The organism is Bacillus sp. EU55, from assembly GCF_038005925.1.
In the GTDB taxonomy this organism is placed as follows: domain Bacteria; phylum Bacillota; class Bacilli; order Bacillales; family Bacillaceae; genus Bacillus; species Bacillus velezensis.
Genome location: NZ_JBBOUE010000001.1, coordinates 3,147,706 through 3,160,870, shown reverse-complemented (window position 1 = coordinate 3,160,870; position 13,165 = coordinate 3,147,706). Strand labels below are relative to the sequence as shown.

General features: G+C 48.3%; 11 protein-coding genes and 1 pseudogene. 8 read left to right on the top strand and 4 right to left on the bottom strand.

Annotated elements, in window-relative coordinates:
* Positions 1 to 148: 148 nt before the first annotated feature.
* Positions 149 to 1,414, bottom strand: coding sequence for a BaiN/RdsA family NAD(P)/FAD-dependent oxidoreductase (locus NYE50_RS16045; protein ID WP_159354485.1), 1,266 nt, complete (start codon positions 1,412 to 1,414; stop codon positions 149 to 151).
* 205 nt (positions 1,415 to 1,619) lie between these two features.
* On the opposite strand from NYE50_RS16045, the gene NYE50_RS16040 reads away from it, so the two are divergent.
* Both NYE50_RS16040 and NYE50_RS16035 read left to right on the top strand, forming a co-directional pair.
* A complete protein-coding gene (locus NYE50_RS16040; RefSeq protein WP_159354484.1) occupies positions 1,620 to 3,257 on the top strand; it encodes a putative polysaccharide biosynthesis protein in 1,638 nt (545 codons plus the stop codon).
* Between the two features lie 56 nt (positions 3,258 to 3,313).
* Positions 3,314 to 4,033, top strand: coding sequence for a pseudouridine synthase (locus NYE50_RS16035; RefSeq protein ID WP_159354483.1), 720 nt, complete (start codon positions 3,314 to 3,316; stop codon positions 4,031 to 4,033).
* Positions 4,034 to 4,164: 131 nt separating this feature from the next.
* On the opposite strand, the gene NYE50_RS16030 is transcribed toward NYE50_RS16035, so the two are convergent.
* Positions 4,165 to 4,386 (bottom strand): DeoR family transcriptional regulator, encoded by a 222-nt coding sequence (locus NYE50_RS16030; RefSeq protein WP_003152337.1) that lies wholly within the window; start codon positions 4,384 to 4,386, stop codon positions 4,165 to 4,167.
* 280 nt (positions 4,387 to 4,666) lie between these two features.
* On the opposite strand from NYE50_RS16030, the gene NYE50_RS16025 reads away from it, so the two are divergent.
* Together NYE50_RS16025 and NYE50_RS16020 are read left to right on the top strand one after the other, a co-directional pair.
* Positions 4,667 to 5,371 (top strand): ABC transporter ATP-binding protein, encoded by a 705-nt coding sequence (locus NYE50_RS16025; RefSeq protein ID WP_021494477.1) that lies wholly within the window; start codon positions 4,667 to 4,669, stop codon positions 5,369 to 5,371.
* Positions 5,368 to 6,560 (top strand): annotated as a pseudogene (locus NYE50_RS16020) (ABC transporter permease). Before NYE50_RS16025 ends, NYE50_RS16020 begins: the two are co-directional and overlap by 4 nt.
* Positions 6,561 to 6,593: 33 nt before the next feature.
* Here the strand turns inward: NYE50_RS16020 and NYE50_RS16015 are convergent.
* A complete protein-coding gene (locus tag NYE50_RS16015) occupies positions 6,594 to 7,898 on the bottom strand; it encodes an NCS2 family permease (RefSeq protein ID WP_014418668.1) in 1,305 nt (434 codons plus the stop codon).
* Positions 7,899 to 7,993: 95 nt separating this feature from the next.
* Between NYE50_RS16015 and pepV the strand changes: the two genes are divergently transcribed.
* On the top strand, positions 7,994 to 9,385 hold the full coding sequence (pepV, locus tag NYE50_RS16010; protein WP_022553630.1) for a dipeptidase PepV: 1,392 nt from the start codon (positions 7,994 to 7,996) through the stop codon (positions 9,383 to 9,385).
* Positions 9,386 to 9,422: 37 nt separating this feature from the next.
* Here pepV and cysK read toward each other — a convergent pair whose 3' ends face one another.
* Positions 9,423 to 10,394 carry a cysteine synthase A gene (gene cysK, locus NYE50_RS16005; RefSeq protein ID WP_020954278.1) on the bottom strand — a complete coding sequence of 324 codons (972 nt, stop codon included), beginning with the start codon at positions 10,392 to 10,394 and terminating at the stop codon, positions 9,423 to 9,425.
* 87 nt (positions 10,395 to 10,481) lie between these two features.
* On the opposite strand from cysK, the gene thpR reads away from it, so the two are divergent.
* From thpR to NYE50_RS15990, 3 genes are read left to right on the top strand one after another with little or no spacing between them, the layout of a single operon-like run.
* On the top strand, positions 10,482 to 11,033 hold the full coding sequence (gene thpR, locus NYE50_RS16000; RefSeq protein ID WP_159354482.1) for an RNA 2',3'-cyclic phosphodiesterase: 552 nt from the start codon (positions 10,482 to 10,484) through the stop codon (positions 11,031 to 11,033).
* A gap of 26 nt (positions 11,034 to 11,059) precedes the next feature.
* On the top strand, positions 11,060 to 11,992 hold the full coding sequence (locus NYE50_RS15995) for a hypothetical protein (protein WP_014418665.1): 933 nt from the start codon (positions 11,060 to 11,062) through the stop codon (positions 11,990 to 11,992).
* A gap of 52 nt (positions 11,993 to 12,044) precedes the next feature.
* Positions 12,045 to 12,974, top strand: coding sequence for a YegS/Rv2252/BmrU family lipid kinase (locus tag NYE50_RS15990; protein WP_159354481.1), 930 nt, complete (start codon positions 12,045 to 12,047; stop codon positions 12,972 to 12,974).
* Positions 12,975 to 13,165 lie beyond the last annotated feature (191 nt).

Genomic DNA, 13,165 nt, shown 5'->3' with positions numbered 1-13,165 from the left:
ACGCCATTTTGTTTTAGTATGGTCGTACGATTGCAGATCATTCCTTTCTTCCTATTCCCTCAATCAGGTGAAACAAAACGCAGAAAACTCTATCATGTTTTTGGTCAATTATCAACGGGGACGCTCAGGTAAGTGCGCTTTAAACCATTTAGAGCGAGCGTGAGAAACGTCCTGCATTCAAACCGGCGAGACGTCCCGTAACAAGGGCTGACGTGATATTGTAGCCTCCGGTGTAGCCGTGAATATCGAGTATTTCTCCGCAAAAATATAAGCCTTCCATTTTTTTAGACGCCATTTGTTTCGGTTCAATCTCTTTTACAGAAACACCGCCGCCCGTGACAAACGCTTTGTCCAAAGAAAGCGTTCCGTCTGCTGAAACCGTAAATTGTTTGCAGTCTTTAACAAACGCTCTGAATTGATCCTTCGGCAGCTCCGTAAAGCTGATCTGAGGATCAAGGCCGTTCCGCTCCAGAAGGAAAAGCAGGTACCGTTCCTGCATCCATGGTCTGAGCGCGTTTTTGAGCGCTTTTTTCGGCGCGTCTTTCAGCTCCTTGTGCATCCGCTGAAATAACTCTTCCTCGGTGATGCCGGGAAACAGATCGATGCGGAGCTTGACCTCTGGCTGCTTTTTCAGTTCTTTGACGACAAACTGGCTGCAGCGGAGAATGGCGGGGCCTGACAAGCCGAAATGGGTAAACAGCATGTCCATCACATGTGTGACGACAGGTTTGCCTTTTTTATTCAGGACGCTGACGGCCGTGTTTCTAAGAGACAGCCCCTGAAGGGTTTTTTGCTTAATAAACGGCTCTGACGACGTAACCGGCACTTCTGTCGGAAAGAGTTCAGTTACGGTGTGGCCGGCCGCTTCCGCCCATGCATAGCCGTCTCCGGTGCTGCCGGTATGCGGGACTGATTTTCCGCCGACCGCGACAATGACGGCGCGTGCGTTAATGTGTTCGTCATTGTTTGTCGTAATGCCCGCTGTCCTGCCGTTCTCGTACCGCACTTCTTTGATTTTTTCATTTGTGCGGATGGTGACATTCAGTTCTTTTAAACGGTTCAAAAGCGCATCGACAACGCTTTGCGCTTTGTCCGTCACCGGGAACATGCGCCCGTGGTCTTCTTCTTTCAGCTGAATGCCGAGGTTTTCAAAAAAGGTGATGATATCTTCATTATTAAATTCGGAAAATGCGCTGTATAAAAAGCGGCCGTTGCCGGGAATGTGTTTGATAATCTCTTCAACAGGGAGGCGGTTGGTCACGTTGCAGCGCCCGCCGCCGGAAATCGCCAGCTTGCGTCCCAGCTTGTTTCCTTTATCAATTAATAGAACATCTGCCCCTTCTTCACCTGCGGCAATGGCAGCCATTAAACCGGACGGGCCGCCGCCGATCACAATCACGTCATAATGTTTCATATTTCATCAACAACTTTCTTTTTCGCGTATAATAGGCGGAAATGTCCGCTTCCTGCTATTATAGCGAAAGAAAGGGATTCCATAAACGTGTTTTGTGTTTTTAAAGTTTCCCAAAAAGTTTCCCGCTGTAATTATTACCGTCTATTTGCCCAATTGTGTTAAAATAGAAAAGTTGAATCTTCGTAGAAAATGGTGATGAGGAAACATGTCAAGCAAATTGTTAAGGGGCACGTTCGTGCTGACGCTCGGCACCTATATATCGCGGATTTTAGGGATGATTTATCTGATCCCGTTCGGAGCGATGGTCGGAGCGACGGGCGGAGCTTTGTTTCAATACGGATATAATCAATATACACTGTTTTTAAACATTGCCACGATGGGATTTCCCGCCGCGGTTTCAAAGTTTGTCTCGAAATATAATTCCAAAGGAGACTATGAGACGAGCAGGCGGATGCTGAGAGCGGGAATGTCGGTTATGCTCGTTACCGGGATGATCGCTTTTTCGATTCTTTATATTTCGGCGCCGTTTTTTGCGGAAACATCTCTCGGCGGCGCAAGTAACAACGGGCTTACGATTGACCACGTCGTTTATGTCATCCGGATGGTCAGTCTGGCACTTTTGGTTGTGCCGATTATGAGTCTTGTACGCGGTTTTTTCCAAGGCCACCAGATGATGGGGCCGACAGCCGTTTCTCAGGTTGTGGAACAGCTTGCCCGGATCATCTTCTTATTGGGCGCGACATATTTGATTTTAAGAGTGATTAACGGCGGCCTTGTCATCGCAGTCGGATATGCGACTTTCGCAGCGCTGATCGGATCATTCGGAGGGCTTGTCGTCCTTTATATTTACTGGAATAAGCGGAAAGGCGATCTTCTGGCGATGAAGCCGAACCTCGTCCCGTCAGCGAACTTAAGCTATAAAAAAATGTTCATTGAGCTTTTCAGCTATGCCGCTCCTTACGTTTTTGTCGGACTGGCGATTCCTTTGTATTCTTATATCGATACGAATACGTTTAATAAAGCGATGATTGCGGCGGGCCATAAGGACATCAGCCAGGACATGCTGGCGATTGTCACCCTCTATGTACCGAAGCTTGTCATGATTCCGGTTTCTCTGGCGACCGCTTTCGGTCTGACGCTGATCCCGACGATAACCGAATCATTTACGAGCAGGAATTATAAGCTTTTGAACCAGCAGATTAACCAGACGATGCAGATCATTCTGTTTTTGGTTATCCCCGCCGTTGTCGGGATGTCGGTGTTATCAGGGCCGGCCTATACGTTCTTCTACGGTTCTGAAAGCCTTCGTCCGGATATCGGACAGGATATTTTGTTCTGGTACGCGCCTGTTGCGATTTTGTTTTCTCTGTTTACAGTAAACGCCGCGATCCTGCAAGGGATTAATAAGCAGAAATTTGCGGTTGTGAGCCTTTTCATCGGCGTCATTATAAAAGTGGTGCTGAACGTGCCGCTGATCAAACTGTTTCAGGGAGACGGCGCCATATTGGCAACGGCGCTCGGTTATATCGCTTCTCTTCTGTACGGTTTTATTATGATTAAGCGTCATGCGGGCTATTCGTATACGGTGCTTATGAGGCGGGTCATTTTAATTGCGGTCTTATCCGTTGTAATGGGAGTCGCGGTCAAGCTGACTCAATGGCTGCTCAGTTTCTTCGTAACGTACCAAAGCGGCCAGCTGCATGCGGCGATTGTCGTCTTTGTCTGTGCCGCTGTCGGCGGTGCGGTGTACATGTTTGCCGCGTACCGAATCGGATTTTTGCGGAAAATGTTTGGAAACCGTCTGCCGCGGATTTTAAGAAGAGGCAGGCATTCCGCCCATTGAGGAATAATGAACAGTCCGCTTATTGCGGGCTTTTCTTTTTAAAGGAGAGGATCAGGATGAGACTTGATAAGCTGCTTTCAAACAGCGGATTCGGCTCAAGAAAAGATGTGAAAAAAATCGTCAAGGCAGGGGCTGTCATGATTGACGGAGAGCCGGCGAAAGATGTGAAAACCCATGTCGATCCGGATAAACAGGACATCACGGTATACGGAGAGCCGGCAGACTATCGGGAATTTATTTATGTCATGATGAATAAGCCGCAAGGAGTGCTGTCCGCTACAGAAGACAGCCGCCAGCAAACGGTGGTTGATCTGCTGACGCCTGAAGAACAGAGATTCGAACCGTTTCCGGCGGGACGTCTTGATAAGGATACCGAAGGATTTCTGCTTCTGACCAATGACGGGCAGCTCGCTCATCGTCTGCTTTCTCCGAAAAAGCACGTGCCTAAAACATACGAGGTCCGGTTAACCTCACCTCTGTCACCGGAAGACATCATCAATCTGGAAAAAGGCGTCGTCATTGAAGGGGGCTATAAGACGAAGCCGGCAGCCGTTGAAGCCATTACTGAAAGCCCGGATGGAACGGTCATTCATTTGACCATTACAGAAGGCAAATATCATCAGGTGAAGCTGATGGCAAAGGCTGTCGGAAATGAAGTGTCTTATTTAAAACGGCTTTCGATGGGGGCTGTTTCTCTTGATCCGGAGCTTAAGCCAGGAGAGTTTCGCGAGCTGACTGAAGAAGAGCTCGCAGCGCTGAAAGATACTGAAGTGTAATCGATATCAGAAAAGCCCAAAACAGATTTGTTTTGGGCTTTTTATATAGAGGAACAAAAAAACAACAAGGCAAAGACGCTGCTTTGCCTTGCAGCATGTCAGGCTGAAAAGGGCCTTATGTAATTGTTCGCTTAAGATGTAATTTTTACTTTTTTTCGTGTTGTCTCCCACTTGCCTCGGCTAGGACTATGAACAAGATCATTGTATGCTAACACATTTAAGTCTCGCTGAATGGTTCTAGGTGTAATGCCGAATTCATCAACCAGTTCCTGTGTCGTCACAAGACCTTTTTCCTGGATGAACATGTAAACTGATTTAATCCGAGTCAGCATACGATTTGTTGAAGGTTTCAAAAAACCACTCCCTATCATAAGATCGGATGGACTTGATATACCACAACTTTCGACTCTAAAACTTCGTACGAATAAGCAACAAAGGATGACATTCTGTTTTTTCTCTTTTAACTGCCTCCATTATACACGATATGGACGACATGAATCTAGGAATAAGCGCAGATAATTTTTTCCAAATGGGTGCCGCCTTGGTGCATTACTATGTCCGGTCCGCTTTTATTATTATGGAAACTGAAACTTTTTTTATACATGTCCGTATGAAAACGGGGGAGTGAGAAGTTTGGGAGAATTATTGAATGCAAACATTGTCTGCGCCGGTTATGCTGACAGGCCGAAGGTGATTTCTGATGTATCTCTGTCAGTCAACGCTGGTGAAATTGCCGGTTTAATCGGAGCGAACGGCGCGGGGAAAAGTACAGTGATAAAGGCGGTTCTCGGGCTGTCCCGGGATATAGAAGGCGATATTGAGTGGAATGATTCATCTTATGCTTACATACCGGAGCGTCCGAGTTTTTACGATGAACTGACGCTTTGGGAGCACCTCGAGCTGACCGGGTCATTGCGGGGTATAGAAGGGGAAGAATGCCGTGAGCGGGCAGGGCGGCTGCTTGAAGAGTTTTCGCTGACGTCTGTAAAACATGATTTGCCTTCCGGCTTTTCAAAAGGGATGCAGCAAAAATTGATGCTCATACAGGCATTTTTGGCGAAGCCGGATATTTACATCATTGATGAGCCTTTTATCGGACTTGATCCGATCTCAACAAAGCTGTTTACCGACATGCTGATTGCTGAGAAAGAAAGGGGCGCGGGGATTTTAATGTGCACTCATGTTCTGGATACGGCGGAAAAAATCTGCGACCGGTTTTATTTGCTGGATCAGGGCGCTCTGCTTCTTCAAGGCACGTTAGAGGAGCTTCAGGAAAAAACGGGGAGCCGTTCACTGCTGGATTGCTTTTATTCAGCGGTTCGGAGCAGTCAGCGATGACCGGGCGGGCTTTGTTTTTTCAAAGGCTGTTTCATTATTGGCGGTATCAATGGAAGGTGTTCCAGACGGTCATTGATTGGACGGTCGCGCTGTATATCGTTCTTCCGGCTGCCGCATTTGCCGTTTATCAATATGCTGATTGGCTGAACGGCAGGGGGCTTCTTAATGGAGCGGCAGGAGTATTAGGATGGGGCTGGCTGTATGTATTCAGTGCCCTGCTGTTGTGCACGGGTTTTATTCATACCTTTTTGCTGGAAGCGGATCACGTATTTTTGGTGCATGCAAAACATCTGATGCAAAAGCTGAAACGGTATGCGCTTTTGTATTCGATGTTCCGAAACGGTATGCGCTTTTGTATTCGATGTTCCTTTCCCTTATCAAATGGGGTGCGCTTGCCGTATTGTTATTTCCCTTATGGCGCCAATACGGTGACTGTACCTTACCGGCATATTCAGGTATGTTTTGCTGTCTGTTCGGCTTCCATACTGCAATATTAGCGGTGCACCGGCACAGAAAAAACAGCAGGCGGACATTCGGGAATCAGGCGGCGGGCTGGCTGAAAGTGATGGTTCTGATGGCGGGGGCGTTTTTTATGATCGTCTTTGCCGCCGAATGGTATTGGCTTTGGCCGGCGGGCTGTATATTGTTCATCTGTTCCGCTCTTTTGACTTGGAAAGGGACGGAGACATTATCAGCCTTTGAGGAAGAAGTGCTTGAAGAGAACAGGCGCAAGCTTTCATTCGCGGCCTCTGTTTTGATGCTCAGCCATGATGTGCAGCTCCCGAATGGTAAAAATAAAGGGCGGAGCAAGCCGTTTTTATACCCCGGCTCAAAGCACATCTTTACAAAACGGTCGGCGTATACGGCGTGGAAAGAATTGTTCTTTAAAGTGCTGATCCGAAACGGCGGGTATCTCCGGCAGCTTTACCTTTTAACCGCGGCTTTTACGGCTCTTATTCTCGTTCTTCCGCTCTTAGTGAAGCCGGCAGTCCTTATTTTATTTGCGATCGTCAGCCGCTATGCCGCGTCGCTTTTATTTGACCGGATCACGGATAAACCGGTTTTAAGCGGTATCAAGAGAGACAGTGATGACTATTTCAGGGCGCGAAACAGCGCATTAACCGTCATTCAAATCATCTGTTCTGCCTGGTGTCTCATTGCCGCGATTCTTTCCGTTCTTTATATGTGAAAATCCCTTTCCGAAAAAGGAAAGGGATTTTTCTTAATGTCCGTTCAAAATAAAAAGCTGAATAAAAAACAGCACGGCGAAGATGATGACTAGAGGATGGATTTCGCGCCATTTTTTCTTAGCTGCTTTAACAAGCGGATATGAAATGAAGCCGAGTGCGATTCCGGTTGAAATACTGGACGTTAAAGGCATCGCCAAAATGACGAGAAAGGCCGGGAACGCTTCATCAAGCTCATTCCAGCGGATATTCGAGACTGCGCCCATCATCAGGCTGCCGACAATAATCAGAGCCGGTGACGTAATCGCGGACACTTCCGATAAGACGCTGACAAGCGGGCTGAAAAACATGGAAACGGCAAACATAACGGCTATCGTCAGCGCCGTCAGACCCGTTCTTCCGCCGGCCGCCACACCTGCTGAAGATTCAACGAACGCGGTCGTCGGGCTGGTGCCGAAGATGCTTCCCACCGTCGTAGCGGTCGAATCAGCCAACAGCGCTCTTCTGGCATTCGGCAGCTGATTGTTTTTGATCAATCCCGCTTGTTCGGCGACACCGATCATGGTGCCGGTCGTGTCAAAAATCGTAACGAGAAGAAAAGAAAACACAACGGCGTACAGACCGTGGTGTACGACATCCCCGAGGGCACCGAACGGATTTGTGATCAAAAGCCCCTCCGGCAGGTGCGGGAAGGACATGAATCCTTTCGCGAAATGAATCTGTCCGGTCAAAAAGGCAATGATAGCGGTCAGCGCCATTCCGATGAACAGAGCCCCGTTTACATTCAGCACCATCAGTACAATACTGATGATAAGTCCGATTAGCGTTAAAATGACGGCGGGCGAATGAAGATCGCCGAGTGCGACCAGATTAGATTTATCAGCCGTGATGATTCCGGATTGGCGTAAGCCGATAAAAGCGATAAATAAGCCGATGCCGGTCGTAATTCCGTATTTTAAATTGTCCGGAATCGCTTCTATAAGTTGTTTTCTTAAAGGCGTTAACGATAAAATAATAAAGATGACTCCCGCGATAAAAACGGCGCTGAAAGCCGTCTGATACGTAATGCCGCTGCCTGTGCCGACAACGTGAAAGGCAAGATACGCGTTTAAGCCCATGCCGGGGGCAATGGCGATCGGAAAATTAGCAGCGAGAGCCATCCATAAAGTTCCGACAATGGAAGCGATAATCGTCGCGGTGAACACCTGGTCAAACGGAATTCCCGCATTGGAAAGGATCACCGGATTGACGACAATGATATACACCATTGTGAAAAAGGTGGTCAATCCCGCGGTAATTTCTCTTTTTATTGTCGTTTGATGCTTGTCGAGATGAAACATAAGTACCTCCAATGACGAACATTTTTTCAAAACATCATCTATATTATTCGTTTTATCGACATTTTGCAAGTCTTTATCAAGAAAGGGGATTTGTGATGAACTGGGAAGTTGAAGTCATCAGAAACAAAGAAGATCTGATCCGTGACACGCAGAAGTTTTTGCAGATCAACAGCGTAATGGACGAAACAACAGCCGGTCCCGGCCGGCCGTTTGGAGAAGGCGTCAATGCCAGCCTGACGTCACTGCTGGAATTCGGTGAAAAAGAAGGCTTCACCGTAAAGAATCTTGACGGCTATGCGGGCCATATTGAATGGGGAACGGGTGACGAAATCGTCGGCGTTTTGTGCCACGTCGATGTCGTTCCGCCCGGAGACGGCTGGACGAGCGATCCGTTTTCAGCCGATATCAGGGACGGCCGGATATATGCCAGAGGCGCCATTGATGATAAAGGGCCGACAATGGCGGCGTTTTATGCGCTGAAAATCGTCAAAGACATGCAGCTTCCTTTATCCAAACGCGTGAGAATCATCATCGGAACGGATGAAGAAAGTGATTGGAGATGCGTGGATCACTACTTCAAACACGAAAAAATGCCTGACATCGGCTTTGCTCCTGACGCGGATTTTCCGATCATTAACGCGGAAAAAGGAATTATAGATGCGTCACTGCGCATTGCAAAAAGCGCTTCTGATAAAGACGCAAAAAACGGGCTTCTGTCCTTCCGTTCAGGACTGCGCTTGAACATGGTGCCGGATGCGGCTGAAGCGGTTATTGAAGGGAACGGTCTTGATGCCGTGCACGCATATTTCAGCAAATGGCTTGAGCGGTCAAAAACACAAGGTGAAGCAGTTTCGGAAAATGGAAAACTGACGCTTCGGGTATACGGAAAATCATGCCATGCGATGGAACCGGATAATGGTGTCAATGCGGGCTTAAAGCTTGCTGAATGCCTTAACGGAACGGAGCTGGATGGAGCCGGAAAGCACTTTGTCAAAACCGTCAGTGACTATTTTTTAAATGATACACGAGGCAAAAAACTGAAAATTGATTGCAGGGATGACATCAGCGGAGAGCTTACATTGAATGTCGGCACCTTTACATACAGAAAGGGTGAGGAAGGAGAACTCGGCATCAACATCCGTTATCCCGTCACTTCAGACAGCAAAGTCATCCGTGATGCTTTTACGTCTGCTGAAGAATTCCGGCTTGAAGAATTTAAAGACAGCAAACCGCACCATGTTTCTGCCGATCATCCGCTCGTAAAGACGCTTCAAAAGGTTTACGAAGGACAGACGGGAAAGAAAGCGGATCTGATTTCAATCGGCGGAGGAACGTATGCGAGATCCCTTTCGGCGGGCGTCGCGTTCGGTCCGCTGTTCCCCGGCCGGCCTGACAGCGCGCATCAAAAGGATGAGTACATTGAAATCGATGACCTTCTTAGGTCAACCGCTTTATACGCCGAAGCCATTTATGAGCTTGCCAAGTGATAATAAAAAGGGACGCCGAAAGCGGCATCCCTTTTTATCATTCAAATGACCATAAATCCGTTGATAAATAACGTTCCCCCGTATCAGCCGTCATACAGATGACGATCTGTTCGGAAGGGAGGCGTTTTGCGGTTTCAATGGCGGCGAAGCAGGCGGCGCCTGAAGACGGGCCGACGAGTATACCTTCTTCCCGGGCCAGACGACGTGTTGTCGTATACGCATCTTCATCAGATATTTTCATGATTTCATCGTAAACGTCCTGATTCAGTATGCCGGGAATAAATCCGGGGCTTGTCCCGACAAGCTTATGAGCGCCGGGTTTTCCGCCAGACAGGACGGGGGAACCCGCCGGCTCGGCGACATGAACAATCATATCCGGGAAAAGCTCCTTCAGCGTTTCTCCGGTTCCGGTAATGGTTCCGCCCGTTCCCGCCGTTGCCACAAAAGCACCGAGCGGTCTGTTGAGCTGCTGAACGGCCTGATAGATTTCAATGGCGGTCGTTTTTCGGTGGGCATCTGGATTTGCGCCGTTATCGAATTGCATCGGGATAAAACTTCCCGGAATCTGTTCGGCGAGTTCTTTCGCTTTTTTGATGCTGCCGGGCATTCTTTCCGCCCCCGGTGTTAACACAACCTCCGCGCCGTACGCTTTCAGGAGGTTGATGCGTTCTTTCGTCATCGTGTCAGGCATGACGAGGATTGCCTTGTAGCCGCGCGCCGCCGCGTTCATCGCCAGGCCGATGCCTGTGTTGCCGCTTGTCGGTTCGATGATGACAGAGCCGGGTTTTAAATGCCCGCTGTTTTCCGCTTCAATGATCATATTGTAAGCCGCTCTGTCTTTGACACTGCCGCTCGGGTTAAACGATTCTAATTTTAAATAGACCTGTGCTGCATGTTCTGGCTGAAGGCGATTGAGCTTTACGATCGGTGTGCCGCCGATCAGCTCCGCCGTGCTGTTTACGATTTTCAAGGCCGGCTCATTCCTTTCTGTATAAAACGTTCGGTACATAATATCCTATCATAATGAGCGGAGGGTTCTCCTCTCCGCTTATCCGTTTTATAATAACACCATAACCAAAGAGGGGGAGATCCTCGTATGAGAGCTTCATTGCCGCATTATTTTATCGGCATTCCGATTCCGGCTGACATTGCTGAACCGATTTGGGAAGCAGCCAAAAAGGAGCCGGCGTTATCATTCAAAAAATGGGTGCACCCGCATGACTATCATATTACACTCATTTTTCTCGGAGCCGCGGATGAAGAACGGCTTGCGAAATTATCGTCTCTTCTCGCAGATGCTGCGTCGGCAGCACAGCCGTTTACCGTACAGTTTCAGCATCTGGATATTTTCGGCGACCGCAGACAGCCGAGAGTGCTTCACCTTGAGCCCGAACGGAATGAACTGCTCTTTGATTTGCGGGAAAAAACAAAACAGGCTGTTTTGAAAGCCGGTTTTCAAGTGGAAAAACGGCCTTATCACCCTCATATGACGATGGCGCGGAAGTGGGCGGGAGACCGGCCGTTTCCTGACGATGTGCCGTTTGAAAGCGGCAGGGTGCAAAGTGCCGTCAGCCGGTTTTCCCTGTTTCAGACCCATCTTGACCGGTCGCCTAAATACGAAGAAATCGCACAGTTTCTATTGACATAAACAAATATTCGGAGTGGAGAAATCACATGGCACAGATCATCAAAATTCACGACTGTATATCCAGATATGAACTTGATCCATATCATTATATGAACCAGTTTATCCGGCTGAAGAAAGAACGCTGGGAGGCGCTTCTTGAAGCGTTTGACCGGATGACGGAAGAAAAAGAAACGGAAACGGCTGCAGGCGGGGAAACCGATCAAGCGCCGGCCAGGAAAAAATTTTCTTTAAAAAAGAGAAAAGAAGAAAATACGGCCGATATAAATGAAAAGAGGCACCAATGGTTTGATGAGCCGGAGGGAGAAGAGGCGCTGTTCGGGAATCTTCCGTCTCAAAAATCTGAGCTCGCGCCTTTTTTCAAAGATCAGCTGTATGACTTTCAATTAAAATGGGCGAGCTCTACGCTTTCTCAAAAGTCTGAGCTTTCGCAGGCGGTCAAAAGGGACAGGATGTTAAAAATGCTGGCTCAAAAGCTGCCCGATTCCTATTTTGTGATGTATCATCCGGTTCTCCAAATTCAGCAGGCGTCCGTCGAACTGAGCATGATCATCATCTCGCCGCTGGAGATTTTCTGCGCCGCTTTTATGGAAGCGGAAGAGGACAGCGTATATATCGGATCAAAACACCGTTTTTGGGAAGAAAGGGGCTCCGGCAGCACGCGCCAAGTATTGAATCCGTCTCTCAGCCTGCACCGGACGGGCTCGGTCGTTTCGCAAATCGTAAAAGAAAAGCAGGCCGACATTCCCGTGCGGAAGCTTTTGCTCAGCAGAACGTCTTATATTGATTATCCGGAGCCGCCGTACGGGCTGGAAATAGCTGATAAACGGACTGCCGCAGAGTGGGTGGAAAAGCAGCAGAAAAATACGGCGCCGATCAAGCACCACCAGCTGAAGGCGGCGAAGGCTCTTTTGTCTTACGGCTTGAGCGATTCAAGCCGGAGACAGGAATGGCTAGATTAAAACGGACGTTTGCCGGCTGTCTCTTCATCTATGAAGCAGGTGAAAACAAACGATGAGTCAATGGTTTTTTATTATTAATCCGGTCTCAGGAGGCGGGCGGGGCCGGCGTGTCTGGAAATCAGTTCAAAAAGAGCTGACCAGGCGCGGGGTCAGCCACCGCTCTTTTTTGACCGGGCATCCCGGACATGCGGAAGTGCTGGCGAGACAGATTTCAATGATGCAGGATCATAAGCTTAAGCGGCTGTTCGTCATCGGCGGTGACGGGACGATGCATGAAGTCATTAACGGACTGAAAGGAACGGATCAGATTGAGCTGACCTTTGTGCCTGCCGGTTCGTACAATGACTTTTCCAAAGGGCTCGGTATTAAGAAGTCGGCGCTCCTCCAAGAAATCAAAAGTCTGCACCGCCCGCTCACACGGAAATTTTTTGCGGGAAACATCAACTTTTTTCATGACAAAGCGCAATCACTTTATTTTATTAACCACCTGTCTGTCGGCTTCGATGCCTCAGTTTTGAAGGCAGCCGCGAATTTTCCGTTTTCGCGCGTTCTTCGGTTTTTGCGTCTCGGCTTTGTGATTTACCCGCTCGCGCATTTACATACGGCCTCGGGGTTTCAGCCGTTCAGATTTGTTTGTAAGGCAGACGGCCAGAGGCATGAATTCCGCAATGTCTGGTTTGTCATTGCGGCTAATCACCCTTATTACGGAGGCGGCATGAAAGCGGCGCCTTCAGCAAATCCCCGTCAAAACCATTTTGATATTGTCATCGCAGAAAACCTGTCCTTTTTCTCGCTGTATCGTTTTTTATGGGCGATGAGCTTCGGCCGGCATATCAAAATGGACGGAGTGACGATGATAAAGGGGAAGGAATTCGTTTTTGAAACAGATGGGAAAATTCCGTTTCACGCTGACGGCGAGCTGATCGGAACGACGCCGTTTCGGCTTATGCCGGGCGGTGCGCCGTTGAAAATAAGAACATAATAAACAAATGAAACCCGTCAAATGTTTCACGGCAAAGAGAGGTTCGCGGCATAAATCTTCAGAATTCACAGGTGTTCTTGCTAGTTTTGCTTGACGAAGTTTGTGCTGTAGCGCTAAAATTTATAGGACGGCTATTGATTAGCATATGAGACTCTCAATAGCTGTCTTTTTTATTCTCATGAAATTGTTTA

Coding starts and splice junctions, on each gene's coding strand:
- NYE50_RS16035 (WP_159354483.1), top strand. CDS start 3,314: ATGAGACTTGATAAGCTGCTTTCAAACAGCGGATTCGGCTCAAGAAAA.
- NYE50_RS15990 (WP_159354481.1), top strand. CDS start 12,045: ATGAGTCAATGGTTTTTTATTATTAATCCGGTCTCAGGAGGCGGGCGG.
- pepV (WP_022553630.1), top strand. CDS start 7,994: ATGAACTGGGAAGTTGAAGTCATCAGAAACAAAGAAGATCTGATCCGT.
- thpR (WP_159354482.1), top strand. CDS start 10,482: ATGAGAGCTTCATTGCCGCATTATTTTATCGGCATTCCGATTCCGGCT.
- NYE50_RS16015 (WP_014418668.1), bottom strand. CDS start 7,898: ATGTTTCATCTCGACAAGCATCAAACGACAATAAAAAGAGAAATTACC.
- cysK (WP_020954278.1), bottom strand. CDS start 10,394: ATGTACCGAACGTTTTATACAGAAAGGAATGAGCCGGCCTTGAAAATC.
- NYE50_RS15995 (WP_014418665.1), top strand. CDS start 11,060: ATGGCACAGATCATCAAAATTCACGACTGTATATCCAGATATGAACTT.
- NYE50_RS16045 (WP_159354485.1), bottom strand. CDS start 1,414: ATGAAACATTATGACGTGATTGTGATCGGCGGCGGCCCGTCCGGTTTA.
- NYE50_RS16040 (WP_159354484.1), top strand. CDS start 1,620: ATGTCAAGCAAATTGTTAAGGGGCACGTTCGTGCTGACGCTCGGCACC.